A 26461-nucleotide genomic window follows, 5' to 3' on the forward strand; every position below is an offset into this window, starting at 1 on the left:
CTGCGGGTCTGGTTTTTATCCTGCGACTTTCACCTGTGCGGCTGCGTCTTTTGCGCGTATCACCGCATCTTCAATGCTCTGCGCTGTGGCCAGCACAACGCCCAGACGACGGCTCCCGTCGATTTCCGGCTTGCCAAAGAAACGCACTTGCATACCCGCACCTACAGCGGCTTGCACGTTATCAAACGTGATATTCTGGCTGGTAAGTTGCGGCAGAATAACGGCGGAAGCAGAAGGTCCATACTGGCGGATTTCGCCAACGGGCAGACCGAGAAATGCACGTACGTGCAGGGCAAACTCAGACAGATCCTGCGAAATTAAGGTCACCATACCCGTGTCGTGAGGGCGAGGGGAGACTTCGCTGAAAATCACCTCATCACCGCAGACAAACAGCTCCACGCCAAACAGTCCGTGACCGCCCAGCGCCAGTACCACCTTGCGGGCAATCTCCTGCGCGCGCGCAAGCGCCAGGTCACTCATCTGCTGCGGCTGCCAGGACTCGCGATAATCGCCATCTTCCTGGCGATGACCTACCGGCGCGCAGAAATGCACACCATCAACGGCGCTGACGGTTAGCAGGGTGATTTCAAAATCAAAATTCACTACGCCTTCGACGATAACGCGCCCGGCACCTGCCCGGCCTCCCTGTTGAGCATAGTTCCACGCCTCGGTGAGCTGATCGGCTGAACGGATAAAGCTCTGCCCCTTGCCGGAAGAACTCATGACCGGCTTCACAATGCAGGGATAGCCGATTTCGGCAACGGCCTCACGAAAGCGTGTTTCGGTGTCTGCAAAACGGAAAGATGATGTGGGTAAAGACAATTCTTCGGCGGCGAGGCGACGGATTCCTTCCCGGTTCATGGTCAGTTGGGTCGCTCGTGCGCAAGGCACAACGTGTTGACCTTCCTGTTCCAGTTTGATCAGCATATCCGTGGCAATCGCCTCTATTTCCGGCACGATGTAATGTGGTTTTTCACGTTCGACAAGCTGGCGTAATGCCTCGCCATCCAGCATGTTAATTACGTAGGAGCGATGGGCAACGTGCATGGCTGGCGCGTCGGGGTAACGATCCACGGCAATGACTTCCACACCCAGGCGTTGGCATTCAATCGCCACTTCTTTACCCAGTTCACCTGAACCTAATAACATCACTCGCGTTGCTGCGGGACGCAGCGCTGTGCCTAATAACGTCATAAATTAATCCCCTGTTTTATCTGGGCGCAGTATATACGAAAACGTTTGCGTCTGTCTTTATTACCAGGTTGATTTCAGGGCTCAAAAAGAATATACTGTACATAAATACAGGTAATTTAAGAGGCTGCAAAAATGGCGGTTGAAGTTAAATACGTAGTCATTCGGGAAGGTGAGGAAAAAATGTCGTTTACCAGCAAAAAGGAAGCCGATGCGTATGACAAAATGCTGGATACAGCAGATCTGCTCGACACATGGCTGGAGCAATCGCCGGTAGCGCTCGAAGACGAGCAGCGTGAAGCTCTTTCCCTGTGGCTGGCTGAGCAAAAAGATGTGCTGAGCGCCATTCTGAAAAACGGCAAGCTGCCTTCGCCACAGGCTGTCGAAAACGATGTACACACTGAGGATGATACTCAGGCTGCCTGAAACGACTTGCGCTCCTGACGTTTTGTACCATGCTTTTCCCTGAATCATTGTGCAATCCCTGACGTTATTTCACGTTGCCGCAGGCAACCTGAAGGACGAAGGGGAGATTAAGGAGAAAAGAATGTATAAAAAAAGAGCGTTATTGAGCCTGCTGTTATTGTCTGCCAGCGTATCGGTATTTGCGGCAAATATGGAAAGCAAGAATGTTCAGTTCCCCAAGTGCGAAGGACTGGATGCTGACGGTATTGCGGCAAGCGTGAAACGTGACTATCAGCAAAATCGCATCGCGCGCTGGGCTGACGATCAAAAACTCGTCGGGCAAGCCGACCCTGTCGCCTGGGTCAACACGCCCGATATTACGGGCAAAGACGGGAAATGGTCAGTTCCCCTGACGGTTCGCGGTAAAAGCGCGGATATTCACTATCAGGTAAAAGTCGACTGCAAAGCCGGAACGGCGGAATATCAGCCGCAGTAACGCAGGTATTTGCACATCTTTTGATGACCTGAACACTTCCTGACATCCCCTCGGGTACGCTTTGATGATTATTCGTCTGTACTTGAGGGGCAAAATGGCTAATTGGCTGAATCAACTACAATCTCTTCTTGGGCAAAAAGGATCCTCCACGTCATCTTCTGGCGAGCAAGGGCTGAGTAAACTTCTGGTTCCAGGCGCGTTAGGCGGTCTGGCAGGATTACTGGTTGCCAACAAATCTTCACGTAAATTACTGAGTAAATACGGCACCAGCGCGCTTCTGGTGGGCGGCGGCGCGGTTGCCGGTACCGTATTATGGAACAAATACAAAGATAAAGTTCGCGCTGCGCATCAGGATGAGCCGCAGTTCGGCGTACAAAGCTCACCGCTGGATGAGCGAACCGAGCGTCTGATCCTGGCGCTGGTTTTTGCGGCGAAAAGCGACGGTCATATTGATGCTAAAGAACGAGCGGCCATTGAGCAGCAGCTTCGTGAAGCGGGCGTGGAAGAGCAGGGCCGTGTTCTGATTGAACGAGCCATTGAACAACCGTTAGATCCCCAGCGCCTGGCGCAAGGGATCCGCAACGAAGAAGAAGCGCTAGAAATTTACTTCCTGAGCTGTGCGGCGATTGATATCGACCACTTTATGGAGCGTAGCTATCTCAATGCGCTGGGCGATGCGTTGAAGATCCCGCAGGATGTTCGTGAAGGCATTGAACAGGATCTCAAAGAACAAAAACAGGCTTTACCGGGTTAATTACTTACCGCTAAGGCGCATGTTTCGCTTGCATCATTGCTGTCTTTTGCCACCCTTATAGGATGTTTAAGCAAAAGAACAATGACATGCTACCAAAAGCTTCTCGTATTCCCCACGCCATGACGCAGCATGGCGATACTCGTGTTGATAATTATTACTGGCTGCGAGATGACAGCCGCTCGCAGCCAGAAGTGCTGGATTATCTGCAACAAGAAAATGCGTATGGCCGCCAGGTTATGGCCTCGCAGCAGGCTTTACAGGATCGCGTCCTGAAAGAAATTATCGACCGTATCCCGCCTCAGGATGCTTCCGCCCCCTATGTGAAGAATGGTTATCGCTACCGGCATATTTATGAACCGGGGTGCGAATATGCGATTTATCAGCGTCAGTCTGCTTTCAATGAAGAGTGGGATGATTGGGATACTCTGTTGGATGGGAACCAGCGCGCGGCACACAGCGAGTTTTATACGCTGGGAGGACTGGCGATATCTCCGGATAACACCATCATGGCGCTGGCGGAAGATTATCTATCTCGCCGGCAATATGGCGTGCGTTTTCGCAACCTGCAAAGCGGCAACTGGTATCCGGAAGTGCTGGAAAACGTCGAGGCGGATCTGGTCTGGGCGAATGATTCTCAGACTTTCTATTACGTGCGCAAGCACGAAACAACGTTATTGCCGTATCAGGTGTGGCGACATACGGTCGGCTCGCCATCGTCACTGGATGAGCTGGTGTATGAAGAAGCCGATGATATGTTTTATGTCAGCCTGCATAAAACCACCTCGCTACACTATGTGGTTATTCATATCGCCAGCGCGACCACCAGTGAGGTTTTACTGCTTGACGCAGAACTGGCGGATGCCGAACCGTTGGTCTTTTTAGCGCGACGCAAAGACCATGAATACAGTCTCGATCACTATCAACACAATTTTTATCTGCGCTCCAACCGTCAGGGGAAAAATTTCGGCCTGTATCGTACCCGCGTTCGTGATGAGCAAGCCTGGGAGACGCTGATCCCTGCGCGCGACAACGTGATGCTCGAGGGCTTTACGCTATTCACTGACTGGCTGGTGGTAGAAGAGCGTCAGCGGGGCTTAACCAGCCTACGACAGATTAATCGTAAAACGCGCGAAGTGGTCGGGATCGCCTTTGACGATCCGGCTTATGTGACCTGGCTTGCCTATAATCCAGAGCCGGAGACATCGCGTCTGCGCTATGGCTATTCCTCCATGACCACCCCGGACACGTTGTTTGAACTGGATATGGACACCGGGGAACGTCGTGTGCTTAAGCAGACGGAGGTCCCCGGATTTGATGCGGCGAATTACCGTAGCGAACACCTATGGATAACTGCGCGTGATGGCACCGAGGTTCCGGTTTCGCTGGTTTATCATCAAAAGTATTTTCTGAAAGGAAAAAATCCGTTACTGGTTTATGGCTATGGATCATATGGCGCCAGCATGGATGCCGATTTCAGCAGCAGCCGTTTGAGCTTACTGGATCGTGGCTTTGTTTATGCTATTGCCCATGTGCGTGGTGGTGGTGAATTAGGACAACAGTGGTACGAGGACGGTAAGTTTCTGCACAAGAAAAATACTTTTAATGATTACCTCGACGTCTGTGATGCGTTGCTAAAAATGGGCTATGGCGCGCCTGAGTTATGTTATGGCATGGGCGGAAGCGCCGGAGGCATGTTAATGGGCGTCGCCATTAATGAGCGCCCGGAACGCTTCCATGGTGTTATTGCTCAGGTGCCGTTTGTCGATGTGGTAACCACAATGCTCGATGAATCAATTCCCCTGACGACCGGTGAGTTTGAAGAGTGGGGGAATCCGCAGGACGAAGAGTATTACACCTATATGAAAAGCTACAGCCCGTATGACAATGTAACCGCGCAGGCATACCCACATCTGCTGGTCACGACGGGATTACACGATTCCCAGGTGCAATACTGGGAGCCAGCAAAATGGGTGGCAAAACTGCGTGAGCTGAAAACGGACGATCGTTTGCTGCTACTTTGCACGGATATGGATTCCGGACACGGCGGTAAATCCGGGCGTTTTAAATCTTACGAAGGCGTGGCCCTTGAGTACGCTTTTTTGATTGGACTGGCGCAGGGAACACTGCCTGCTCAGGCGTGATCCAAATAGTGTTTTAGCGTTAATCGCAGTTCCGGGCTCATATTGTCAAGGTTATTAAATAACCAGCGCAGATAGCCCGGATCGCGCTCAGCCACTTCTGATACCGGTTTTCCGCGGTACTTACCAAAAGTGAAAGTAGTGAGTAACGCGGGACGGCCGGTAATATCGACCATTTGATCGGCTGTCCAGCCTGACGTCTGCATGATGTCGATCAGCAGTGCCGCAGTGATGTAGCAATCGTACAGGGCGCGGTGATGGTGGAGACCCGCTGGCGTCTGGACGCTCAGCTTGCGCGATTTATACAGCGCCATGTTGCTGTATTTGATCCCCGGCCACAACCGACGGGAGAGCTTCATGGTGCAAATCCATTCCCCGGGCATGTCGGGCAATACGCGGCGGTCAAAGCTGGCATTGTGCGCAACGTACCATTCGCTGCCGTAATACTGCGGGATGACGTCTTCAATCCATGGCTTATCGGCCACCATTGCTTCAGTAATGCGATGGATAGCCATCGCCTGTGGGCTGATGGGGCGGTCGGGGCGTACCAGGTGGCTCATGGGGTTGACTATTTTTCCATCAACCACGTCGACAGAAGCAATTTCAACAATGCCTCCCTGTAGACCACAGGTTTCTGTATCTATTATGCGCAACATGCCATGCTCCTGACCCAAAACGACTAGCGTAATGGAATGATATCACCTTGCCAACCCCGTGGCGTGCGTTGGCCGGTTAACAGTAACGAACCGCTGTCTGCGCGAACAATCAATCGACCTCGTTCATCCCATAACGCACTGCTACCCCGCGCATTGGCCATTAATACCGCGATGGCGAATTTATGTGAGAAACTTTGTAGGCGAGATGTAGAGGAGAGCAGTTCCGGTTCACTGACTGACTGGCAGCTGGTGAACAGCGAATAGGCCGGGTCGATATCAATGCCTTCCGGTTGGCTATCTACAACGCTGATGGCATTTCGCTGTCTGGCAATACAGGCCCCGTGGCTCTGATGGAAGGTTAGTGGCGAAGTCATCCAGGGAGAGAAAAGTGCAATGCCTTTCACGAACCGGTTGTTATGTTCTACCGGTAGTCCCGCAATTATCGTCATGCGATAAGTCGCGGCGGCATGTGCGAGAGGTTCTAACAGCGCTTCATCGGGTGGGGCAGGAAGCGCGTCATTCTCATCAACACAACCCAGCAATGAGAGGGAAGGGAAGACCAGCAATTCACATTGGCATTGAGCTGCCGCATGAATGAATTGCAGGTGATGCGCGACATGTTCGGTAACTGAGGTGTGAAGAGGTTCGTATTGTGCTGCTGCGATTTTCCAGTATGACATAATGATTTCCTTTTCATAGTGTCTACAACCATCCTTAATGTGTGGATTAAGAATATGCTTATACTGTAGCAGGCGTCATGTAAGGAATCGTAACGTAATATAAGTTTTATTTAACTTTAGGCTCGTAAGGTAAACGTGAAAGCGAAACGGATGCCAGGCGGTGCGCGATGAGTCTTTCGCGGAACCAGTCGCGTAAATGCTCTGGCTGTTCGCGTTCAACAACTTCTGCAACAACTGGCATATTGTATCGCTCCTTAAATGCCACTCCAGCCGCAGCCAGATCGACATTGACCTTATCCATTTCCGCTTGCTCAAGTTTGGCCAGATTGATGTTCATGGGCTTCTCCTTTTCTCTGTCTTTCGGCGCGCAAAGTTACTAAGAGTGTGCGTTAATGGCAAGACAGAAATGATGATTCTCGACTCGACCATTGTAGAAGGTTATTCTCTACAGGTTAGACATAACAAAAAGGAATAGTTGAAATGGCTTCATCTGCATCTATGCTTCGCAACGCGCTCATCGTACTCGCCAGCGTTCTGGCAACACCTGCGGCATTGGCGCATGCCCACCTCACAAAACAAAGTCCGGCGGCTAACGCTGAAGTGGCGGCATCTCCTCAGGCGTTGACGCTGAATTTTTCTGAAGGCGTAGAGCCGGGATTCAGCGGTGCAACGCTGACCGGTCCTAACAAAGAACAGATCAAAACGGGCAAGGCATCGCGCAGTGAGCAGGACAAAACGCAGCTGATTGTTCCGCTTGATCAAACGCTTGAAGCAGGAAAATATACGGTCGACTGGCACGTTGTCTCCGTGGATGGTCACAAGACGAAGGGGCAATATACCTTTAGCGTGAAATAACCAATGCTGGCATTTACCTGGGTTGCACTACGGTTTATCCATTTTACCGCTTTGATGCTGGTGTTTGGCTGTGCGCTTTACGGCGCATGGCTGGCCCCCGTTTCGGTTCGTCGTTTAATGATGCGTCGTTTTTTACGTCTGCAACGGCATGCTGCAACGTGGAGCTTTATCAGCGCGACGCTGATGCTGGCGATTCAGGGTGGGTTAATGGGCTCAGGCTGGAGGGATGTTGTCTCTCCAGATGTTTGGCTCGCCGTGTTGCAAACGCAATTTGGCGGCGTCTGGTTATGGCAGATTATCCTCGCGTTGGTCACGCTGGTGGTGACCATCATGGTGCCGCGCAGTATGCCGCGACTGCTGTTAATGCTGACAATTGCGCAGTTTATTTTGCTGGCTGGCGTCGGACATGCGACGCTGCACAGCGGTATCCCTGGCGCAATCCAGCAGGTTAACCACGCCTTACATTTGGTATGCGCTGCCGCCTGGTTCGGCGGTTTGCTGCCCGTACTTTACTGTATGCGAATGGCGCAAGGTCGCTGGCGGGAACAGGCCATCAGTACCATGATGCGCTTCTCACGCTATGGGCATCTTTTCGTTATCGGTGTTTTACTAACCGGTATTATGAATGCGCTGTTTATTGTCGGTTTTTCTGTTCCCTGGCACATGGCTTACGGGCGACTGCTTTTGTTAAAAGGTGCCCTGGTCATGTTAATGGTGGCGATTGCGCTGGTGAATCGGTATGTTCTGGTACCACGCATGCGGCAGGATAACCGCGGCATGACTCTCTATTTTATTTGGATGACCAAGCTGGAATGGGGCATAGGAGCCGTTGTGCTGGCGATTGTCAGCTTGTTTGCACCCCTTGAACCTTTCTGATTGATGGACTGGCGAAACGCATGAAAAAAATCATTATCTCTTTATTACTCCTGGCAAGTACCGGAACCGCGCTGGCTGCGCCGCAGGTCATTACCGTCAGCCGTTTTGAGGTTGGCAAAGATAAGTGGGCGTTTAATCGGGAAGAGGTGATGCTGACCTGCCGTCCAGGTAACGCGCTGTATGTCATCAATCCCAGTACGCTGGTGCAATACCCGTTGAATGATGTCGCCAGACAGCAGGTGGAGAGCGGAAAAGTCACGGCAAAGCCGATCGAGATTATCCAGATCGATGATCCTGCGAAACCGGGCGAAAAAATGAGCCTGGCACCGTTTGTAGAGCGTGCAGAAAAGCTCTGCTAATTGCCAGATGTAGCGCTCTGATTTCCAATAAAAAACCGCAAGGATCTCGCAGGAGAACTTGCGGTTTTCGCGTTTGGATGCGTAACAGACGTCCTTTTTTTCCGGCCACTTTAGTCGCGGACTGGAAAACCTGGCGCTGTCATCTATTCTTAAATGGCAGGGTAACTTAGCCTGCATTAATGCCAACTTTTAGCGCACGGCTCTCTCCCAAGAGCCATTTCCCTGGACCGAATACAGGAATCGTATTCGGTCTCTTTTTATGTGGCGAATGCGATGCCATCCAGGGCAAAACACGGCGTATCGCATGCTGCATTCTCCATAAACCATACCATACTCCTGCCCACGATCGTCCAGGCTTTTTTGCCATCATTGCTAAAATTATAACCAGGTACCCTTGTATTCTGGAGGCGACATGGGACGACCTGGCAATATCTATCAACGAATCGACGGTACGCAGTGGCGCCACGTTTGGGTGGTTGGGGATATCCACGGATGCTTCTCGATGCTGATGGCTAAACTTCGCCAGTACCGTTTTGATCCCTGGCAGGATTTGCTGGTTTCAGTGGGGGATGTTATCGACCGTGGACCAGACAGTTTGCGTTGTCTGAAACTACTGCGTAAACGCTGGATTGTCGCGGTCAGGGGGAACCATGAACAGATGGCGCTGGACGCGCTGGCGACGGGGGATCAATTCATGTGGTTTATGAATGGAGGCTCGTGGTTCGAGCAGGCGGAGCAACCGGCAGCGAAATTTGCTCTTGAAGCGTGTTGGCAGTTACCCTGGATTCTGGAGCTGCATTGTCAGAACGGTATACACGTTATTGCTCATGCCGATTACCCGGATGATGATTATCAGTGGCTAAAAGAGATCGATTTACAGCGCGTGCTGTGGGACCGCTCGAGACTGATGAACAGTGGTTGTGCGATTCACGGCGCGGATCACTTCTGGTTTGGTCACACGCCGTTGCGCCATCGGCTGGATCGCGAGAATCTACACTATATTGATACCGGTGCTGTATTCGGCGGCGAGTTAACGCTGGTACAACTGCAATAATCAAAAATCGCTGTATTCCTGGGCCGGATGCCAGAAACTGTCGATGTAGTCGTCCGCAGGTAAACATCCGCCGTTACGAATACGTTGATCGTCCATCGATATCAGGCACTGCTGCTCAGTTTTGTAGACATCAACCACGATATCTTCACAACCGCCATCCAGATAGCACACAAAAAGAACCAGCGTGAACATTCCATCCTCAAATGGTAAAGCCATACCTGTAGTGTAGAAGATGTTGATAGATGAGGGAAATTAACCAAGAAATAACCCGTCTGGCGACGGGTTCTTTTTGAATCAGGCAAGGCGCATGATCCAGGCATCTGACTTACGATCGTAGTGTTCGCGAAATAGTACTGAATGTTCTCCGTTCAACAGGGCCGGGACGCTGGTGTCGGCATCCCAGGCATCCAGTTGCATACATAAATCCGGATCGGATTTACACGGAATGGTTAACGTTCGGTCCCCCGGCGATTCGCCATGTAACTCGGCGTCGTCGATTTCAAAAGCGCCAATGCGCACACTGGTTTTCATCATCGTGCTCTCCGTTAATTTGCTGGTTGTGGTACGACCAGTTAGGCCGTCCATTTTTCAGCGTAGTCAACGTTAGCAAAAGCGCCAGTAAAAACGTGCGTTATCCCGTAAAGAGTTTGCCATCCCGGACAAGATCGCGCGGGTAACTATTCTTCAGTCGCGATCCAATGCGTTTTGCCAGACCGATCGGCTGATGCTGGAACGTAACCAGTACGTCATCAGTCGTCGGTGCGGTTTGCGGGTAAACATCTCTACCGCGATACCACTCTTCCGCTTCGGCAAGGGTCAGTTCGAATGCATGGCTGTGGTTCGGGTCGGCGAGGGCGATAACGGCCTCATGCTGCCAGCGATACCCTTTATTGTGGGTTTCGGCCAGTTTGATCCCAAGTCGAGAAAAGCGAACCTTGCCAATTAGAGGTTCAATTTCAGTTGGGAACAGCCAGATCTCTTTATCGCGCTGCCACAGGCGCAAATTATCTTCCCACTGCAGTCCACAAGCGCTCGCGGCTTGCGTGACTAGCGCAGACTCGCGCCCTTTAAGCGGGCTAAACGGGAAGTTACCGACTTTGTACTTCGGCGCAGGTAGTGCAGGGATTGCAGCTGTTTTGCGCAAACGCGCAACGAAGAAACCTTCGCAATCGTAAATCTGCGGGAATACATGCAGGAATCCTTCCGGCGTCAGGGCGCGTTCGGCCTGCGGAAATAAATCGCCCAGAGGTAAAAACTCGACGGCATCAGGGTAGGCCTCAATCAACCACTGCATGATATTTTCATTTTCGTCACGATTAAGCGTACAGGTCGAGTAAACCAATGTGCCACCGGGACGCAGGGCGTGGAAGGCGCTGTCGAGTAATTCGCGCTGGGTCGCGGCAATTTCCAGATTACTTTCTACAGACCAGTTTTTTAGCGCATCGGGGTCTTTCCGCACCACACCTTCACCGGAACACGGTGCGTCGAGCAATATGGCATCAAATGACTCCGGCAACGCAGCGCCAAATACGCGTCCGTCAAAATGGGTCAGGGCGACGTTGGCTATCCCGCAACGGCTGATATTGGCATGCAGGACTTTGACGCGACTGGCAGAAAACTCATTCGCCAGAATGGCGCCTCGATTATTCATTTTTGCGGCAATTTGCGTGGTTTTGGAGCCGGGGGCTGCCGCAACATCCATTACGCGTTCCGGGGTATTGCCTTCGGCGAACAGTGCTGCGACTGGCAGCATTGAACTGGCTTCCTGAATATAAAACAGGCCGCTTAAATGTTCTGCGGTGCTGCCGAGCGGCACTGACTCTTCATCATCGCGCTCGATCCAAAAGCCTTCAGCACACCAGGGAACCGGGGTGAGAGACCAGTTGTAAGGTGCTGTCAGCGCGAGGAAATCGGCAACGGAGATTTTCAGCGTATTGACGCGAATGCTGCGGCGCAACGGGCGCTGACAGGCAGCGAGAAATTCATCGAATGAGAGCGTGGAAGGCATTGCTTCACGCATTTGAGTCAGAAAGGCGTCGGGAAAATAAGCCACTTGGTACCACCGGCAAAAAAACAGGTGCGCAGTGTAGCATAAGTGCTCCGGCGCGAGTACGCCGGAGCAAGTGGAGAGGTTAACGTGGCAGGGCGGTTCCCCATTCACGCCACTCTTTAGGTTCACTTTCCAGCAACAGGAAGTGTTTACCTGCCTGCGCTTTCGGAGCCAACGGTGTACCCGGTGGAGTCGCGAAGGCGATGCCGCCGCGGATGAACTGATTGAAGGTACCGGTCTTCACGACACCGCCGGTCAGGCCGAAGTCGAGATTGTAGCCGGATGCCAGCCAGAACACGGAGTTGTTGCGTACCAGATGCTGATAGCGTTGGCTAATGCGCATGGCAACCATCACACGATCGGAAAGCGAGCCCAGCGTCAGCCCGGTGACGGTCCCCACTTCAATACCTCTGAACAAAACCGGGGTTCCGATATTCAGCGAACCTGCTTCTGGTGCTTCAACCACAATACTCAGACCATCGAGGTAACGAGAGTCGGTAATGGTGGCTTCCTGCAGCTCAAAATCACGGCGCGGATTACCGCGTCCTGGTTCAACGTTGATATACGGCTGCAGGATTGTATCCAGATGCTCCACGCCCGCTGCCGAAATTTGCGGGGTGATCACGGAGAAACGGGTACCGCTTCGCGCGAAGGTTTGTACGTATTCCGGGTACAGAACCGCTTTTGCCTGAACTTCGTTACGGGCGGTGATCAGCTCAAGCGTCTGGATCTGTCCGATATCGATTCCCAGGTAGCGAATCGGCATGCCTGCAGCGAGTTTACCGGCATCGAACGCATGCAGCGTTATCTGGCCGCCGACCGCACGCGCGGCGGTTTCCGAAGCATACAGAATACGCTTGTCGCCTTTACGTTGGCTGGCGCTGGCACCGCTTAAATTATCGAAGCTAATCGCCCCTTTAAGCGCGCGTGAAAGGGGAGATGCCTGTACGGTTAATCCGCTGCCGTTAAGCTGAACTTTTGCTCCGCCTTCGGCCCAGAACACGCTGTTGCTGGTCAACAGGTTGCGATATTCCGGTTTGATATGCAGATCGATATCAAACGCATCGGCGCGAGGACGAACGCTAATCACTTCACCGACCTCGAATTTGCGGTAAAGCACCACCGAGCCGGCCTGCACATCAGGCAGCGTTTCGGCGCTAAGGCTGACCGTAGTGGTTGGCAGATCGCTCAGACTGTTTTCAATCGCTTTCTCCAGGTTAGCGTAAAGCGGGTAGCTTTTTTTCATTTCACCTTTAGTACCGGGCAAAATACGAATGCCGCCGCTGAGCCACTCACTGGCGCTGGCGCCAAGGAACTCCACGCCATCAAGTCCGACTTTGACATCCACGCGGCTGTTCACCACGAACTTACTGTCACCCTGCACCAGGTCACGATGCTGTGGTTCAACAGCAACGGTAAATGAGACGCCTTTGCTGGAAAGCGTACGCTCAATCACCTGACCGACCTGTACGCCGTGAAGAATTAGCGGCTGGCCAGCATCAATACCGTAACTCTCCGGCGCGGTCAGTGTAAACGTCATGACGCCTGGGTCGTGTAACAACGACTTCTCAGCGGGAATAACGACGAACTGGTTACGCGGCTCGCCTTCGCCAGGTACCAGCTCGAAAGTTTTACCTGTTAGCAGCGAACTGAGATTCACATCGCTTAACGATAATTTAGGGCTGTGTAACTCAATTCGTGTGTTGTCACGCAGCAGCGTTACGACGCTGGGATCGACCGTCATTTCGCCGGTGACTTTACCGCCTGGGTTTAAATCCAGTTTTGTGAGCTGACCGACTTCTAATCCTTGATACATCAGCGATGTTGAGCCTGCTTTGAGTCCATCTCCGCTGGGTAAATCAAGCTTGACGATTACTCCACGCTGGCTGTGCGCGAGATCCTGATATAGACCAAACGTGTCGTCTGCCGCAGCAGGTTTTGAGTCTTCGGGTGAATCAAAAGCAATGGCACCGTTGACCAGCGCCGCCAGACTCTCCAGTTTTACCTTCGCACCGCTAAGGCTGACATCCGCATTTACACCGGAGACGTTCCAGAAGCGGCTGCCTTTTTTCACCAGATTGGTGAAGCGACGTTCAATCAATACATCGATGGTTACGCCCTGATGGTTCGGGTTGATGGTGTAGTCATAGACCCTGCCCACCGGAATCTTACGGAAATAAACCAGTGAACCGCTATTAAGCGATCCGAGATCAGGGGCGCGCAGATGCAACATTAAATCGCCATTATCCAGACGATACTTGGGCTGGGTGTCGAGGGCGACGAAATGATCCTCGGCCTCGCCAGTACCGGGCATCATGCCGATATAGTTGCCGCCAACCAACGCATCCAGACCAGAAACCCCAGCCAGCGACGCCTTCGGCGTGACCAGCCAGAACTGGGTATCTTTGCGCAGAGCATCTTTCATGCTCGATTTGATGCTGACGCGGACTTCAATTTTGCGTAGATCTTTGCTGAGGTTGATATCCTGCACCGTGCCCACTTCAACGCCCTGATAACGAACGGGAGTACGGCCTGGCACAATGCCGTCAGCAGACATAAAGTCGATGGTCACGGTATTGCCGCGATCTTCATAGCTTCCCCAGATAAGCCATCCTGCGATCATCAGCGCGATGAACGGCAGCAGCCAGAACGGGGAGATACGGCGTTTTGTTTTAATCTGCGCTTCAGTCTGCGAAGCGGGCGTTTCCTGACTCATGTGCATCCCAAAGTAAGCGGCTGTCCAGCCATTCCACAGCAAGAATAGTCAATATTACCGCTGCGCCGAAATAAAACGCAGCCGGTCCCATAGTAAAAGCAAGTATCTGATCGCGATTTATCAGCGACATGGTTAACGCGATAACAAAGAGATCGAGCATTGACCAGCGGCCAATCCAGGTCACCATACGCAGTAGTTTTATACGGGTGCGCAACCCTTGTTCACAATTAAAGTGGATGCTGAATAGCAACGTAAACATCACAATCACTTTGGTGAATGGCACTAATATACTGGCGATAAACACGATCGCCGCTACGCCGACATTACTGTTTGCCAAAGACATTATGCCTGACAGGATTGTGTCTTCCTGTCGGCCGCCGTTGACATAAATTATTGAGATGGGCAGTAGGTTAGCGGGCAAAAGCAGGACAATCGAGGCCAGCAGTGCCGCCCAACACTTTTGGATACTTTGATTTCTGCGCCAGCGCAACGGGATATGGCAGCGAGGGCAGCGACCGCGGGCATCCGGATAACCTGTAAAATGGCAGCCGAGGCAGACGCGGAGCTTTTCATCGGGCCGACGAGCCGGTCTTTGCGGGTAGAAACGGTCCCAAAGCTGCTCAACGTTAAGATGTGACAGCGTCAAAATACTGAGGATCACCAGCGCAATAAAAGCAAACAGCCCCACGCCAGGCTGCAAAAAAGCATAGTCCTGAACCTTGATTGATGCGACGCCGATACCCACCAGGTAAATATCGAGCATCACCCACTCTTTGAGCCTTTCCAGCATCAGCAGCACCGGGCGCAGGTTCATCCCGAGAATATTACCAAACCACAGATAAGCGATTGAGGTCACGAGAATTAGTGGCGCACCAGCGACGCAAAAAAGCACGAAGGAGGCGGTGAGGGGATCACCTTGTCGGGTCATTTGCCAGATGCCTTGCATCACATTGGCATCAATGCGCACACCTAATAAATAGATGTGCAGGAGTGGCTCTCCCCAGGCAAAGGGCATCAGCAGCAACATGGTGAAAGCCATTGCCGCCAGTCGCGTTAACGACCAGTCGCGTCCGTCACGAATTTTTGCCTGGCAGCGTGGGCAAAAGGCACTTTGGTGCGAACGCATTTTAGGCAAGCTAAATATCAGGTCACATTCAGGGCAGCGATGATAATGTGCACGAGGTAGTGCCTCACCGATGGACCTGATGGCTATTTTTTTAGTTGGCGTGATGCGTGGTGTCGTTAAGGCCATGTATCGCGAATCAAATTGTTGAAGTAATGTTATCTTAACTCATGACGGGAATGATCTTGAGCATTAACGCATTTAATGTTTATTTTAGTAGGCTGCAGTTTTAAGTAAGACAACTAAGTGATTATATAATGAACAAAATAGAGCTATACACGGATCTGAACCGTGATTTTCAGGCATTGATGGCAGGTGAAACCAGTTTTCTGGCAACGCTGGCAAATACCAGCGCATTGTTGTACGAGCGTCTTGCAGAAGTGAATTGGGCCGGTTTTTACCTGCTTGAGGACGATACGCTGGTGCTTGGTCCCTTCCAGGGCAAAATTGCCTGCGTGCGGATCCCGGTAGGGCGCGGTGTGTGCGGTACCGCAGTGGCGCAGAACCAGGTTCAGCGTATTGAGGACGTACATGCTTTTGATGGGCACATCGCCTGTGATGCCGCCAGCAACGCTGAAATCGTCCTGCCGATCGCTGTCGATAATCAGATAATCGGCGTGCTGGATATTGATAGCACGGCATTTGGCCGCTTTACTGAAGAAGATGAACAAGGTCTGCGTACGCTTGTGGCACAGCTTGAAACCGTGCTTGCAACGACGGATTACAAAAAATTCTTTGCGCGCGTCGCAGGATAATCAACGGATAACGTAGCAATTACTGATGACGTCATTATAATGTCGCCTGTTCATGCCTGCGCTTGTTGGCTACGTCCGTTGTAATCAGGAAATTTCATGGAAAATCAACCTAAGTTGAATAGCAGTAAAGAAGTCATCGCGTTTCTGGCCGAACGCTTCCCGCAGTGTTTTAGTGCGGAAGGCGAAGCGCGCCCACTGAAAATTGGCATTTTTCAGGATCTGGTAGAGCGTGTTGAGGGTGAAATGAACCTCAGCAAGACTCAGCTCCGTTCTGCCTTACGTCTCTATACTTCAAGCTGGCGCTATCTGTATGGCGTTAAATTGGGCGCAACGCGTGTTGATCTCGACGGCAACCCTTGTGGTGAGCTGGATGAACAACATGTTGAACATGCTCGCAAACAGCTGGAAGAAGCTAAAGCCCGTGTTCAGGCGCAACGCGCAGAGCAACAGGCGAAAAAACGCGAAGCGGCCGCTGCCGCCGGTGAAAAAGAAGACGCCCCGCGTCGCGAGCGTAAGCCGCGTCCTGCACCGCGTCGTAAAGAAGGTGCTGAGCGTAAACCTCGCGCTGAAAAACCAGCAGCAAAAGCACCGCGTGCTCCTCGCGAAGAACAGCATACCCCGGTATCTGATATTTCAGTACTGACGGTAGGGCAGTCTCTGAAGGTGAAAGCAGGAAATAATGCGATGGATGCCACCGTATTAGAAATCACCAAAGATGGCGTCCGTGTACAGCTGAATTCGGGTATGTCTTTGATTGTACGCGCAGAACACCTGGTGTTCTGAAACGGAGGCCAGGCCTGGCATGAACACTTTTTTTAGGCTTACTGCGTTAGCTGGTCTGCTTGCATTAGCAGGCCAGGCACTTGCTGTGGAAGACATCACGCGTGCCGATCAAATCCCCGTTTTAAAGGAAGAAACCCAGCATGCGACGGTAAGCGAACGTGTGACGTCGCGTTTTACGCGATCACACTATCGCCAGTTCGATCTGGATCAAGCGTTTTCGGCAAAAATTTTTGACCGCTATTTGAATTTGCTCGACTACAGCCACAACGTGCTGCTGGCGAGCGATATCGAACAGTATGCAAAAAAGAAAACGGTCCTCGGCGATGAACTGCGCACCGGCAAGCTGGATGTCTTTTACGATCTCTATAATCTGGCGCAAAAACGCCGATTTGAACGTTATCAGTACGCATTAAGCGTACTGGCACGTCCAATGGATTTCACCGGTAACGACACCTTTAACCTCGACCGAAGCAAAGCGCCGTGGCCGAAGAGCGAAGCAGAGCTTAATGCGCTGTGGGACGGCAAGGTTAAATTTGACGAACTCAGCCTGAAGCTGACCGGTAAAACCGATGCGGAAATCCGCGAAACGCTGACGCGCCGCTACAAATTTGCGATTCGCCGTCTGGCGCAGACCAACAGCGAAGATGTGTTCTCACTGGCGATGACAGCGTTCGCCCGTGAAATCGACCCGCATACTAACTATCTCTCTCCGCGCAATACCGAGCAGTTCAATACTGAAATGAGCTTGTCTTTGGAAGGTATTGGCGCGGTTCTGCAGATGGATGATGACTACACCGTCATTAACTCCATGGTGGCAGGTGGTCCGGCAGCCAAGAGCAAAGCGATCAGCGTTGGCGATCGTATTGTCGGCGTCGGGCAGACGGGCAAGGGCATGGTCGATGTGATTGGCTGGCGTCTGGATGATGTCGTAGCACTGATCAAAGGACCTAAAGGCAGCAAGGTGCGCCTTGAAATTCTGCCTGCCGGTAAAGGTACCAAGACGCGCACCGTGACGCTAACGCGTGAACGTATCCGTCTCGAAGACCGTGCCGTTAAAATGTCCGTGAAAACCGTTGGCAAAGAAAAAGTCGGCGTACTGGATATTCCTGGTTTCTATGTTGGCCTGACTGATGATGTCAAAGTCCAGTTGCAGAAACTGGAAAAACAGAACGTCAGCAGCATCATCATCGATCTGCGTACCAACGGCGGTGGAGCACTGACTGAAGCGGTTTCGCTTTCCGGTCTGTTCATTCCATCCGGCCCGGTGGTTCAGGTTCGTGACAATAACGGTAAAGTGCGTGAAGACAGCGATACCGACGGCGTTGTGTACTACAAAGGCCCGCTGGTGGTATTGGTCGATCGCTTCAGCGCCTCAGCATCAGAGATTTTCGCTGCGGCAATGCAGGATTATGGCCGAGCGCTGATCGTTGGTGAACCAACCTTCGGTAAAGGCACAGTTCAGCAGTATCGCTCCCTGAACCGTATTTACGATCAGATGCTGCGTCCGGAATGGCCAGCGCTGGGTTCTGTTCAGTACACGATCCAGAAATTCTACCGCGTAAACGGTGGCAGCACGCAGCGTAAGGGTGTTACGCCAGATATCATCATGCCGACAGGTAATGAAGAAACTGAAACCGGCGAGAAGTTTGAAGATAACGCGCTGCCGTGGGACAGCATTGATGCTGCGACCTACACCAAGTCAGATAATCTGACGCCGTTCGGACCTGAATTGCTGAAAGAGCACAATGCACGTATTGCGAACGATCCTGAGTTCCAGTACATCATGAAGGACATTGCGCGTTTCAATGCGATGAAGGATAAGCGCAACATCGCTTCTCTGAATTACGCTCAGCGTGAAAAAGAGAATAACGAAGATGACGCAATGCGTCTGGCGCGTATTAACGATCGATTCAAGCGAGAAGGCAAACCGTTGCTGAAGAAACTGGACGATCTGCCGAAGGATTACCAGGAGCCGGATCCGTATCTGGATGAAACGGTAAAAATCGCGCTCGACCTGGCGCATCTTGAAAAAGAAAAGCCAGCGGAACAGCCCGCAACCAGTCAATAACCTCGAACAGGCACAAGAAATTGTGCCTGTTTTTTTAACAAGTGCATGAAGACGTCAGTCTGATACGATAAAATGTAAAGTTGTGTCTTTCTGGTGACTTAGCACCTATGGATGCTTGAAAATAGTCATAAGACCCATACGATATGGGTAATCGCATAGTGCGTTTTGTTAAATTGAGGTTAAAAGAAAATTATGATGCGAATCGCGCTCTTCCTGCTGACGAACCTGGCTGTGATGGTCGTTTTCGGGCTGGTATTGAGCCTGACAGGGATTCAGTCAAGCAGCGTTCAAGGCTTGTTGATCATGGCACTGCTGTTTGGTTTTGGTGGTTCCTTCATTTCGCTGCTGATGTCCAAATGGATGGCGTTAAAGTCCGTTGGCGGGGAAGTGATCGAACAGCCTCGCAATGAAAGAGAACGCTGGCTGATGAATACAGTCGCGAATCAGGCCCGCCAGGCCGGGATCGCTATGCCGCAGGTTGCAATCTACCATGCGCCAGATATTAACGCGTTTGCTACCGGTGCGCGCCGGGATGCCTCGCTGGTGGCTGTAAGTACTGGCCTGTTGCAAAACATGAGTCCGGATGAAGCCGAAGCGGTTATCGCGCATGAGATCAGCCACATAGCTAATGGCGATATGGTTACCATGACGTTAATTCAGGGTGTGGTGAACACTTTCGTTATCTTTATCTCACGTATTCTGGCGCAGATTGCCGCTGGGTTTATGGGCGGCAACCGCGATGAGGGAGAGGGTAGCAACGGTAACCCGTTAATCTACTTTGCGGTAGCGACGGTACTGGAGCTGGTATTTGGTATTCTGGCGAGCATTATTACGATGTGGTTCTCACGTCATCGTGAATTCCATGCGGATGCAGGCTCAGCGAAACTGGTGGGTCGTGAAAAAATGATCGCCGCGCTACAGCGCCTGAAAACCAGCTATGAGCCGCAGGAAGCGACCAGCATGATGGCGTTCTGCATCAACGGTAAATCCAAATCGTTGAGTGAGCTGTTTATGACTCACCCGCCGTTGGACAAACGTATTGAAGCGCTGCGCAGCGGTGAATACCTGAAATAATTGGCAGCAGACTTAAAATAAAAAGCGCGTCGACAGACGCGCTTTTTTTATGCCTGAACTCGCGGTTGTGTGATACGTAAGCCACTCACGATTGCGGCTAGCGAAGCCAGAATACCCGCTGTTATCAGCGAAACGTGTGTTCCGCTGTCGCCAAACTGATTTAGCATCAGCGCAACCAGTGCGGCCCCGGTACTCTGGCCCAGTAAACGCGCCGTTCCAAGCATACCGCTCGCGCCTCCGCTACGATCACGCGGTGCGGAGGTGATGATGGTGTGATTATTCGGTGACTGGAACAAGCCAAAACCCGCACCGCACAAAATCATTGGCCAGATGATATTAAAATCAGAAGGTGATGCGGGCAGCAACACCAGAGAAAACAGCCCACACGCCATTACTGCCATGCCCAGCGCGCCCAGCAGACCCGCATGAACACGTTCAATCAAATATCCCGCCAGTGGGGCCATCACCATGGTTGCCAGCGGCCACGGCGTCAGCAGCAGGCCCGTTTCAACCTCGCTGCGCCCGAGAACCGTTTGCATGAAAAAGGGCAGGGAAACCATTGCCAGCATTTGCGCGCTGAATGAACAGATTGAGGTACAAATAGAGAGTGAAAACAGCGGAATGCGTAGCAGATCAACCGGTAATAACGGCACTGGCAATGCGAGTTGGCGGCGGATAAAGAAAAACCCTACCACAAGAAGACCCACAAGTTCAGCACCAATCAGTTTTAGCGACTGTCCCTGTGCAAATCCGCTGAGTGCCGTGATTAACAAACCGAATGTTAAGGCGTTCATCACTGCGCTGGGCAGATCGAAGCGCGGTTTATTGCCACGTGATGAATTGGGTGGCAAAAAACGCATAGCCAGTAGCAGGGCGATGATCCCCAGTGGAACGTTAATCAGGAATAGCCATTTCCACGAGGCAATAGAAAGAATAGCCGCCGCAATAGTCGGACCCGCTGCCGAGGATACAGCCACGATAAAGGAGTTAATACCCATTCCGCGGCCAAGCTGGCGCTGAGGATAAATGAGTCGGATCAATGCCGTATTAACGCTCATCAGCGCCGCGCCGCCAAACCCCTGAGCCACGCGCGCTAACGTCAGCATATGCAGCGAGTCTGATAATGCACAAAACAGCGACGCCAACAGAAACACGACCAGACCACACTTATAAATGCGTCGGTAGCCAAACATATCACCTAAAAAAGAGAGCGATAACAGCGAAACAACGATCGCAATTTGGTAGGCGTTCACAATCCAGATTGAGCTGGCGGGTGAGGCCTGAAGATCGGTGGCGATAGTGGGGAGGGCAACGTTCGCTATTGCGCCGTCGAGTACTGCCATAGAGATGCCAATAACAATGGTTAAAATTGCGCCATATCGCTGGGGCAATGGCAGACCATCGGTCTGAGTTTTTTCCATAGGAAGTCAATATTGTCGGAATTTATGATGAGAATAATAATTTTAGCATTGATATTCAGGCGTTAGGTCGCAGATTTGTAACTAAGTAAGCAAAGAGCGATTGCGAGGGCTGATACGTGAAATTATAATAAAAACCGGTTCTGATTTTTATAAAACACTCGAAAGGGGTGATAAATGGCAATCGCAGATCTGGATAAACAACCCGATTCTGTATCTTCCGTGCTGAAGGTTTTTGGCATCCTGCAGGCGCTGGGTGAAGAGCGCGAAATTGGTATTACCGAGTTGTCGCAACGCGTCATGATGTCGAAAAGCACCGTTTATCGCTTTTTGCAGACCATGAAAACGCTGGGCTATGTGGCACAAGAAGGGGAGTCTGAGAAATACTCACTGACCCTGAAACTATTCGAGCTGGGTGCTCGCGCGTTACAAAACGTCGATCTTATCCGTAGCGCTGATATTCAGATGCGCGAACTTTCGCGCCTGACCAAAGAGACAGTACACCTTGGCGCACTGGATGAAGACAGCATCGTCTACATTCATAAAATCGACTCCATGTACAATCTGCGCATGTATTCTCGCGTAGGTCGCCGTAATCCACTGTACAGCACGGCTATCGGTAAAGTTCTGCTGGCATGGCGTGACCGCGATGAAGTGAAGCAAATTCTGGATGGTATTGAGTACAAACGCAGTACCGACCGTACTATTACCAATACTGATGAATTGCTGGTACTGCTGGATAAAGTCCGTGAGCAGGGCTACGGTGAAGACAACGAAGAACAGGAAGAAGGTCTGCGCTGCATCGGTGTGCCGGTGTTTGACCGTTTCGGTGTGGTGATTGCAGGCTTGAGTATTTCATTCCCGACGCTGCGTTTCTCAGAGGAACGTTTGCACGAGTATGTGGCGATGCTGCATACGGCTGCGCGTAAAATTTCAGAACAAATGGGTTATAACGACTATCCGTTCTAATCTGGCGTAATAGCGTCAACTTAAAAACCCCAGGTATTTTTGTATCTGGGGTTTTTTATGAACAGTCATAACGTTAGTTGATGCAAATAACGTAGCGTATGTATTGTTGCTATATTAACCGTTATCAATAATGACCGTACTTTTTCTTAACAAGGGACAATCCGACAGGCCAATGATACCGCTGTTTGTGTGGACGTATTGTGCGGTGCTGGTTCCGCGGGCGGTCAGATATTGGCATTGCAAGCCCAGACCCGCTGCATTCTCCTTACTTCCAATCAAAATTCCGTAGCCGCTCAGTAATAAACCGATCCAAACCAGAGCTAACAACACAATAGCGCGGATTATCAGACGCATTACAACCTCTTATCTTTTCTCGTTATTATTAGATTAGCCTGTACATGGGATGAAACAAGTGAATCATTCCTAAAAAGATTGAATGCCGATACAGTTAACGCTGGGTTTAGGTAACGCATGATAATTTATAGACATAAGATGTAGATTCGAAGAGTGGAGCTGGAGTGAAAAAAATTCGCTGGGTAGTGCTGATAGTTGTCGTGCTGGTATGCATACTGATGTGGGCGCAAGTGTTCAACATCATGTGCGATCAGGATGTACAATTTTTCAGCGGTATTTGTGCCATCAATAAATTTATTCCCTGGTAAGCGCATTTTTGCCACAGTTGATTACCTTCTTGTGCGGCAGTGGTAAACTACGCTGTCTACATTGAGGTGGTGAAATGAACGAAGTTTTGAATTCTGGCGCGTTGAGTTTGGCGTCTTTGGCTGTATCGGTGGTGATTCTGGTTGTCGGGCTTGTACTGTGGTTTTTCGTCAATCGGGCAAGTTCGCGTACTAATGAGCAGATTGAGCTGCTTGAAGCATTGTTAGATCAGCAAAAAAGACAGAACGCATTGCTCCGTCGCCTTTGCGAAGCTAACGAACCTGAAAAAGCAGCAGAGCCTGCTGCGGTCACAGCGAAGGATGAAGATGATGACATCATCCGCCTGGTAGCTGAGCGGTAAAAACGGTATGACAGGGTGAGGATCTGTTGCTTTTGTTCTCAGATGTTTCATCCTGTCACCAACGTGCCAGATTATTTTCTTCTGTATATGTCGTGTAATTAGCACTCTGATACGCGTGTAAACTCAGTATTTTCAGATGCTCCAACCAATTAATATCTTATCCCCGGTCTGATATAAATATAATTTCCCATACGATAAAAATATGATTATGTCATTTTTGTGATAGCGATCGTTTTATTAACAGCGAAACGTTTCTCTTACTTTTTTTGTGCATTGTCATCATTCTTTCATTATTTTGGTGCAAAAGCAGAAGGCGGATCTCATTTTTACGCTTGTGACATTTTATGCATTACTAAGCATAAAAAATGATATCCGGCACACCCTGTAACAGCTAATCTGGAACAACCGAAGCTATTGAGCTATGGTAGAAATGTCCCGGCTATGGTGCAAGCCAGGCGGGGGATGGGGCGAGCGGCGGGAATATAACACTACTCGGTGTGGCGCATAACTGTGCAGTTGCTGTTTGATGAACGACGGGATTTGTGCGACCGATCGAGACACGTTTAAAAATGGCTTGCCATTATTAACGTTGTATGTGATAACACGTTTTGGGTTAAACGAGGTACAGTTCTGTTTATGTGTGGCATTTTCAGTAAAGAAGTCCTGAGTAAACACGTTGACGTTGAATACCGCTTCTCTGCCGAACCTTATATTAGTGCCTCAAGCAGTAATGTCTCAGTTTTATCTATGTTATGCCTGCGGGCGAAGAAAATACTCTAAGGAATTTTGCAAATGGCAAAGATTAAAGGTCAAGTTAAGTGGTTCAACGAGTCTAAAGGTTTTGGTTTCATTACTCCGGCTGATGGCAGCAAAGACGTGTTCGTACACTTCTCCGCTATCCAGGGTAACGGCTTCAAAACTCTGGCTGAAGGCCAGAACGTTGAGTTCGAAATTCAGGACGGCCAGAAAGGTCCGGCTGCTGTTAACGTAACAGCTATCTGATCGACACCACTGATTTGAAGCGCATATGCGCAACCATCTCAGATATAAAGCCTCGCCTATGCGGGGCTTTTTAATTCAAAATACGTCTAAATATTTCTAAATGCCCTTCCATTAGCGCTTTGTTGCAAAGGCGTGATGTTCGTAGCATAGTTTTCCCCGCTTTCTTACGACATTTCTCGTTAAATCAGACACCTGAAAAACTATCTTGCTGGAGACCAGGTGAAAAAGAAAAACGACGGCGACGCGCGCAATTTTACTCCCGTACGTTTTGCCCTGCTTTGTGTGGCAATATTATTGAGTCTGGGGTTGCTGCTGGGTCGGGTTGCGTGGCTGCAAATTGTCACGCCGACGAGTCTGGTGAAACAGGAAGACATGCGTTCGTTACGTGAGGTAACTATTGCCTCGCCGCGCGGGATGATTACCGACAGAGAAGGGCGACCGCTGGCGGTAAGTGTTCCGGTTAACGCCGTATGGGCCGATCCTAAGACCATCATCAGCAAGGGAGGCGTGGGTTACAACGAACGCTGGCAGGCTCTGGCAAGGACTCTGCATTTGTCACTGAGTACGCTGGCGGAACGCGTTAACAGTAATCCTGGCGGACGTTTTATTTATCTGGCACGACAAATTTCCCCTCAGCAGGCTGAGTGGGTCGATGATCTTAATCTCCCGGGCATCAACCTGCGCGAGGAATCCCGCCGGTTCTATCCCGCAGGCCACGTAGCGGCGAATCTCATTGGTTTTACCAACATTGATGGACAAGGCATTGAAGGGCTGGAAAAGAGCTTTAATAACCAGCTGATGGGTAAACCTGGCTCCCGTCTGGTACGTAAAGACAAATTTGGCCATGTCATTGAGAATATCACCGAAGTTACGCCTGTACCTGCACACGAATTACAGCTCAGCATCGACGAGCGTCTGCAGACGGTCACCGAAGATGCGTTGGACAATGCCGTTACGTGGAATAAAGCAGAATCAGGAGCCGCAGTGCTGGTCAACATTGCTACCGGTGAAATACTGTCCATGGCGAGCTTTCCTGACTTCAACCCCAATAATCGTGATGGCGCGGTACTGGATGATTTTCGTAACCGTGCAATTAGCGATACGTTTGAACCCGGTTCAACCGTTAAACCGCTGGTGATCATGACTGCACTCCAGCAGGGGATAGTACAACCCGACAGCGTGATTGATACCCATCCTTTTTACCTTGATGGGCATCGTATTCGTGACGTCGGATTTTACCCGGAACTGTCGCTGACCGGAATTTTGCAGAAATCGAGCGATACCGGCGTGTCGCACCTTTCATTGGCTATGCCTGTCCAAAAATTGCTGGATACCTATAAAAGCTTTGGTTTTGGCGATCCAACCGGACTGGGATTAACCGGTGAAAGCAGCGGTTTGATGCCTCAGCGCCGCTACTGGAGCGATTTGGATCGCGCGACCTTTGCATTTGGTTATGGGTTAATGGTAACGCCGCTGCAGTTGGCGCACGTATATGCAACCATTGGTAGTTTTGGTATCTATCGGCCCCTTTCGATTACCCGTATTGACCCGCCGGTAATCGGTACCCGAGTGATGCCGGAGGCGCTGGTTCACCAGGTTGAACATATGATGGAAAGCGTTGCGTTACCCGGTGGTGGGGGAACTAAAGCCGCGGTCAGGGATTATCGCGTGGCGGTTAAAACAGGAACGGCAAAGAAAATTGGTGATGACGGTAAGTATGTCGATAAATACGTGGCCTACACGGCAGGCGTTGCGCCAGCGAGCGACCCGAAATTTGCACTGGTGGTCGTCATCAATAATCCGCAAAACGGTGCTTATTATGGTGGGGCTGTCTCTGCGCCTGTCTTCAGCCAGATAATGGGTGATGTCCTGCGTCTGGAGAACGTTAAACCGGATGGCATGCCTGCTGACTCCGATCATCTGCTGGTGATGCACGGCAGCAACGTATCCTCGCCGTCGTTGTAAGTTATTTTCCCAGGGCGCAATTCGCGTTACACTTGCGCCCTTAAGTCACCTGC

Annotated in this window: 29 protein-coding genes; 18 read left to right on the forward strand and 11 right to left on the reverse strand. The window is 51.0% G+C overall.

Going from position 1 to position 26461, the window contains the following annotated elements; translation table 11 throughout:
* Nucleotides 1-15: 15 nt before the first annotated feature.
* Nucleotides 16-1194 carry a formate-dependent phosphoribosylglycinamide formyltransferase gene (gene purT, locus OGY67_RS03455; RefSeq protein ID WP_079934737.1) on the reverse strand — a complete coding sequence of 393 codons (1179 nt, stop codon included), beginning with the start codon at nucleotides 1192-1194 and terminating at the stop codon, nucleotides 16-18.
* Nucleotides 1195-1326: 132 nt separating this feature from the next.
* On the opposite strand from purT, the gene yebG reads away from it, so the two are divergent.
* The 4 genes from yebG to ptrB all read left to right on the forward strand — a co-directional run bounded on the left by yebG (nucleotide 1327) and on the right by ptrB (nucleotide 4987).
* Nucleotides 1327-1617 (forward strand): DNA damage-inducible protein YebG, encoded by a 291-nt coding sequence (gene yebG, locus OGY67_RS03460; protein ID WP_234692055.1) that lies wholly within the window; start codon nucleotides 1327-1329, stop codon nucleotides 1615-1617.
* A gap of 121 nt (nucleotides 1618-1738) precedes the next feature.
* Nucleotides 1739-2092, forward strand: a complete 354-nt coding sequence (yebF, locus tag OGY67_RS03465; RefSeq protein WP_020996626.1) for a protein YebF — start codon at nucleotides 1739-1741, stop codon at nucleotides 2090-2092.
* A gap of 94 nt (nucleotides 2093-2186) precedes the next feature.
* Nucleotides 2187-2846, forward strand: coding sequence for a tellurite resistance TerB family protein (locus tag OGY67_RS03470; RefSeq protein ID WP_048235202.1), 660 nt, complete (start codon nucleotides 2187-2189; stop codon nucleotides 2844-2846).
* Nucleotides 2847-2932: 86 nt separating this feature from the next.
* Nucleotides 2933-4987, forward strand: coding sequence for an oligopeptidase B (gene ptrB, locus OGY67_RS03475; RefSeq protein ID WP_234692054.1), 2055 nt, complete (start codon nucleotides 2933-2935; stop codon nucleotides 4985-4987).
* Here the strand turns inward: ptrB and exoX are convergent.
* The 3 genes from exoX to OGY67_RS03490 all read right to left on the reverse strand — a co-directional run bounded on the left by exoX (nucleotide 4978) and on the right by OGY67_RS03490 (nucleotide 6657).
* The gene (gene exoX, locus OGY67_RS03480) at nucleotides 4978-5640 is read right to left on the reverse strand and encodes an exodeoxyribonuclease X (RefSeq protein WP_003833802.1); all 663 of its coding nucleotides are present in this window, start codon (nucleotides 5638-5640) and stop codon (nucleotides 4978-4980) included. The two genes, ptrB and exoX, sit on opposite strands and share 10 nt — an antisense overlap.
* A 23-nt stretch (nucleotides 5641-5663) precedes the next feature.
* Entirely contained in the window at nucleotides 5664-6320 is a 657-nt protein-coding gene (locus OGY67_RS03485; RefSeq protein WP_008785043.1) for a carbon-nitrogen hydrolase family protein, read from the reverse strand.
* Nucleotides 6321-6426: 106 nt separating this feature from the next.
* Nucleotides 6427-6657 (reverse strand): DNA polymerase III subunit theta, encoded by a 231-nt coding sequence (locus OGY67_RS03490; protein ID WP_003034925.1) that lies wholly within the window; start codon nucleotides 6655-6657, stop codon nucleotides 6427-6429.
* 143 nt (nucleotides 6658-6800) lie between these two features.
* Between OGY67_RS03490 and yobA the strand changes: the two genes are divergently transcribed.
* From yobA to pphA, 4 genes are all read left to right on the forward strand, one after another.
* Nucleotides 6801-7175 carry a CopC domain-containing protein YobA gene (yobA, locus tag OGY67_RS03495; RefSeq protein ID WP_003833799.1) on the forward strand — a complete coding sequence of 125 codons (375 nt, stop codon included), beginning with the start codon at nucleotides 6801-6803 and terminating at the stop codon, nucleotides 7173-7175.
* A gap of 3 nt (nucleotides 7176-7178) precedes the next feature.
* Entirely contained in the window at nucleotides 7179-8051 is an 873-nt protein-coding gene (copD, locus tag OGY67_RS03500) for a copper homeostasis membrane protein CopD (RefSeq protein WP_286573472.1), read from the forward strand.
* A gap of 20 nt (nucleotides 8052-8071) precedes the next feature.
* Entirely contained in the window at nucleotides 8072-8410 is a 339-nt protein-coding gene (locus tag OGY67_RS03505; RefSeq protein ID WP_048235206.1) for a YebY family protein, read from the forward strand.
* Nucleotides 8411-8822: 412 nt separating this feature from the next.
* Nucleotides 8823-9464: a protein-serine/threonine phosphatase gene (gene pphA, locus OGY67_RS03510; protein ID WP_048235214.1), complete on the forward strand. Its 642-nt coding sequence runs from the start codon at nucleotides 8823-8825 to the stop codon at nucleotides 9462-9464.
* Here pphA and OGY67_RS03515 read toward each other — a convergent pair whose 3' ends face one another.
* The 5 genes from OGY67_RS03515 to yebS form a co-directional block, all read right to left on the reverse strand.
* The gene (locus OGY67_RS03515; protein WP_003034941.1) at nucleotides 9465-9656 is read right to left on the reverse strand and encodes a YdfD/YebW family protein; all 192 of its coding nucleotides are present in this window, start codon (nucleotides 9654-9656) and stop codon (nucleotides 9465-9467) included.
* Nucleotides 9657-9758: 102 nt separating this feature from the next.
* Nucleotides 9759-9995: a YebV family protein gene (locus OGY67_RS03520; protein ID WP_029139506.1), complete on the reverse strand. Its 237-nt coding sequence runs from the start codon at nucleotides 9993-9995 to the stop codon at nucleotides 9759-9761.
* Between the two features lie 100 nt (nucleotides 9996-10095).
* Entirely contained in the window at nucleotides 10096-11517 is a 1422-nt protein-coding gene (rsmF, locus tag OGY67_RS03525; protein WP_075552803.1) for a 16S rRNA (cytosine(1407)-C(5))-methyltransferase RsmF, read from the reverse strand.
* A 79-nt stretch (nucleotides 11518-11596) separates the two neighbouring features.
* Nucleotides 11597-14230 carry a PqiB family protein gene (locus OGY67_RS03530; protein WP_063940870.1) on the reverse strand — a complete coding sequence of 878 codons (2634 nt, stop codon included), beginning with the start codon at nucleotides 14228-14230 and terminating at the stop codon, nucleotides 11597-11599.
* Nucleotides 14199-15482, reverse strand: a complete 1284-nt coding sequence (gene yebS / locus OGY67_RS03535) for a membrane integrity lipid transport subunit YebS (protein WP_048216185.1) — start codon at nucleotides 15480-15482, stop codon at nucleotides 14199-14201. Before yebS ends, OGY67_RS03530 begins: the two co-directional genes overlap by 32 nt.
* 128 nt (nucleotides 15483-15610) lie before the next feature.
* Between yebS and msrC the strand changes: the two genes are divergently transcribed.
* From msrC to htpX, 4 genes are all read left to right on the forward strand, one after another.
* On the forward strand, nucleotides 15611-16108 hold the full coding sequence (msrC, locus tag OGY67_RS03540) for a free L-methionine (R)-S-oxide reductase MsrC (RefSeq protein ID WP_003833782.1): 498 nt from the start codon (nucleotides 15611-15613) through the stop codon (nucleotides 16106-16108).
* Between the two features lie 96 nt (nucleotides 16109-16204).
* Nucleotides 16205-16891 carry an RNA chaperone ProQ gene (proQ, locus tag OGY67_RS03545; protein ID WP_003833781.1) on the forward strand — a complete coding sequence of 229 codons (687 nt, stop codon included), beginning with the start codon at nucleotides 16205-16207 and terminating at the stop codon, nucleotides 16889-16891.
* A 19-nt stretch (nucleotides 16892-16910) separates the two neighbouring features.
* Nucleotides 16911-18959: a carboxy terminal-processing peptidase gene (gene prc / locus OGY67_RS03550; protein ID WP_048235216.1), complete on the forward strand. Its 2049-nt coding sequence runs from the start codon at nucleotides 16911-16913 to the stop codon at nucleotides 18957-18959.
* A gap of 192 nt (nucleotides 18960-19151) precedes the next feature.
* Nucleotides 19152-20033, forward strand: coding sequence for a protease HtpX (htpX, locus tag OGY67_RS03555; protein ID WP_003034964.1), 882 nt, complete (start codon nucleotides 19152-19154; stop codon nucleotides 20031-20033).
* Nucleotides 20034-20080: 47 nt separating this feature from the next.
* Here htpX and OGY67_RS03560 read toward each other — a convergent pair whose 3' ends face one another.
* A complete protein-coding gene (locus tag OGY67_RS03560) occupies nucleotides 20081-21454 on the reverse strand; it encodes an MFS transporter (RefSeq protein ID WP_148361872.1) in 1374 nt (457 codons plus the stop codon).
* Between the two features lie 174 nt (nucleotides 21455-21628).
* Here OGY67_RS03560 and kdgR point away from each other — a divergent pair, with 174 nt between their 5' ends.
* Nucleotides 21629-22420 carry a DNA-binding transcriptional regulator KdgR gene (gene kdgR, locus OGY67_RS03565; RefSeq protein WP_003833778.1) on the forward strand — a complete coding sequence of 264 codons (792 nt, stop codon included), beginning with the start codon at nucleotides 21629-21631 and terminating at the stop codon, nucleotides 22418-22420.
* Nucleotides 22421-22534: 114 nt separating this feature from the next.
* On the opposite strand, the gene OGY67_RS03570 is transcribed toward kdgR, so the two are convergent.
* Complete coding sequence (locus OGY67_RS03570) at nucleotides 22535-22774, reverse strand: YobH family protein (RefSeq protein WP_003034975.1); 240 nt, start codon at nucleotides 22772-22774, stop codon at nucleotides 22535-22537.
* A gap of 164 nt (nucleotides 22775-22938) precedes the next feature.
* On the opposite strand from OGY67_RS03570, the gene mgrB reads away from it, so the two are divergent.
* The 5 genes from mgrB (at nucleotide 22939) to ftsI2 (ending at nucleotide 26408) form a co-directional block, all read left to right on the forward strand.
* Nucleotides 22939-23082, forward strand: coding sequence for a PhoP/PhoQ regulatory lipoprotein MgrB (gene mgrB / locus OGY67_RS03575; protein ID WP_003034977.1), 144 nt, complete (start codon nucleotides 22939-22941; stop codon nucleotides 23080-23082).
* A 74-nt stretch (nucleotides 23083-23156) separates the two neighbouring features.
* The gene (locus OGY67_RS03580) at nucleotides 23157-23441 is read left to right on the forward strand and encodes a YebO family protein (RefSeq protein WP_003833774.1); all 285 of its coding nucleotides are present in this window, start codon (nucleotides 23157-23159) and stop codon (nucleotides 23439-23441) included.
* 636 nt (nucleotides 23442-24077) lie between these two features.
* The gene (locus OGY67_RS03585) at nucleotides 24078-24221 is read left to right on the forward strand and encodes a DUF2627 domain-containing protein (RefSeq protein ID WP_003034983.1); all 144 of its coding nucleotides are present in this window, start codon (nucleotides 24078-24080) and stop codon (nucleotides 24219-24221) included.
* Nucleotides 24222-24233: 12 nt separating this feature from the next.
* Nucleotides 24234-24443 carry a transcription antiterminator/RNA stability regulator CspE gene (cspE, locus tag OGY67_RS03590; RefSeq protein WP_001062678.1) on the forward strand — a complete coding sequence of 70 codons (210 nt, stop codon included), beginning with the start codon at nucleotides 24234-24236 and terminating at the stop codon, nucleotides 24441-24443.
* Between the two features lie 219 nt (nucleotides 24444-24662).
* Nucleotides 24663-26408 carry a peptidoglycan DD-transpeptidase FtsI2/PBP3(PARA) gene (gene ftsI2 / locus OGY67_RS03595; RefSeq protein WP_003833773.1) on the forward strand — a complete coding sequence of 582 codons (1746 nt, stop codon included), beginning with the start codon at nucleotides 24663-24665 and terminating at the stop codon, nucleotides 26406-26408.
* Nucleotides 26409-26461: the final 53 nt, after the last annotated feature.

It is taken from the genome of Citrobacter sp. Cpo015, assembly GCF_030333035.1.
Lineage (GTDB): Bacteria > Pseudomonadota > Gammaproteobacteria > Enterobacterales > Enterobacteriaceae > Citrobacter > Citrobacter portucalensis.

Coding starts and splice junctions, on each gene's coding strand:
- copD (WP_286573472.1), top strand. CDS start 7,179: ATGCTGGCATTTACCTGGGTTGCACTACGGTTTATCCATTTTACCGCT.
- prc (WP_048235216.1), top strand. CDS start 16,911: ATGAACACTTTTTTTAGGCTTACTGCGTTAGCTGGTCTGCTTGCATTA.
- yebG (WP_234692055.1), top strand. CDS start 1,327: ATGGCGGTTGAAGTTAAATACGTAGTCATTCGGGAAGGTGAGGAAAAA.
- cspE (WP_001062678.1), top strand. CDS start 24,234: ATGGCAAAGATTAAAGGTCAAGTTAAGTGGTTCAACGAGTCTAAAGGT.
- OGY67_RS03580 (WP_003833774.1), top strand. CDS start 23,157: ATGAACGAAGTTTTGAATTCTGGCGCGTTGAGTTTGGCGTCTTTGGCT.
- proQ (WP_003833781.1), top strand. CDS start 16,205: ATGGAAAATCAACCTAAGTTGAATAGCAGTAAAGAAGTCATCGCGTTT.
- yebS (WP_048216185.1), bottom strand. CDS start 15,482: ATGGCCTTAACGACACCACGCATCACGCCAACTAAAAAAATAGCCATC.
- OGY67_RS03470 (WP_048235202.1), top strand. CDS start 2,187: ATGGCTAATTGGCTGAATCAACTACAATCTCTTCTTGGGCAAAAAGGA.
- OGY67_RS03520 (WP_029139506.1), bottom strand. CDS start 9,995: ATGAAAACCAGTGTGCGCATTGGCGCTTTTGAAATCGACGACGCCGAG.
- htpX (WP_003034964.1), top strand. CDS start 19,152: ATGATGCGAATCGCGCTCTTCCTGCTGACGAACCTGGCTGTGATGGTC.
- ptrB (WP_234692054.1), top strand. CDS start 2,933: ATGCTACCAAAAGCTTCTCGTATTCCCCACGCCATGACGCAGCATGGC.
- OGY67_RS03530 (WP_063940870.1), bottom strand. CDS start 14,230: ATGAGTCAGGAAACGCCCGCTTCGCAGACTGAAGCGCAGATTAAAACA.
- OGY67_RS03490 (WP_003034925.1), bottom strand. CDS start 6,657: ATGAACATCAATCTGGCCAAACTTGAGCAAGCGGAAATGGATAAGGTC.
- kdgR (WP_003833778.1), top strand. CDS start 21,629: ATGGCAATCGCAGATCTGGATAAACAACCCGATTCTGTATCTTCCGTG.
- msrC (WP_003833782.1), top strand. CDS start 15,611: ATGAACAAAATAGAGCTATACACGGATCTGAACCGTGATTTTCAGGCA.
- purT (WP_079934737.1), bottom strand. CDS start 1,194: ATGACGTTATTAGGCACAGCGCTGCGTCCCGCAGCAACGCGAGTGATG.
- OGY67_RS03485 (WP_008785043.1), bottom strand. CDS start 6,320: ATGTCATACTGGAAAATCGCAGCAGCACAATACGAACCTCTTCACACC.
- OGY67_RS03560 (WP_148361872.1), bottom strand. CDS start 21,454: ATGGAAAAAACTCAGACCGATGGTCTGCCATTGCCCCAGCGATATGGC.
- OGY67_RS03505 (WP_048235206.1), top strand. CDS start 8,072: ATGAAAAAAATCATTATCTCTTTATTACTCCTGGCAAGTACCGGAACC.
- yebF (WP_020996626.1), top strand. CDS start 1,739: ATGTATAAAAAAAGAGCGTTATTGAGCCTGCTGTTATTGTCTGCCAGC.
- exoX (WP_003833802.1), bottom strand. CDS start 5,640: ATGTTGCGCATAATAGATACAGAAACCTGTGGTCTACAGGGAGGCATT.
- pphA (WP_048235214.1), top strand. CDS start 8,823: ATGGGACGACCTGGCAATATCTATCAACGAATCGACGGTACGCAGTGG.
- yobA (WP_003833799.1), top strand. CDS start 6,801: ATGGCTTCATCTGCATCTATGCTTCGCAACGCGCTCATCGTACTCGCC.
- OGY67_RS03570 (WP_003034975.1), bottom strand. CDS start 22,774: ATGCGTCTGATAATCCGCGCTATTGTGTTGTTAGCTCTGGTTTGGATC.
- OGY67_RS03515 (WP_003034941.1), bottom strand. CDS start 9,656: ATGTTCACGCTGGTTCTTTTTGTGTGCTATCTGGATGGCGGTTGTGAA.
- OGY67_RS03585 (WP_003034983.1), top strand. CDS start 24,078: ATGTGTGGCATTTTCAGTAAAGAAGTCCTGAGTAAACACGTTGACGTT.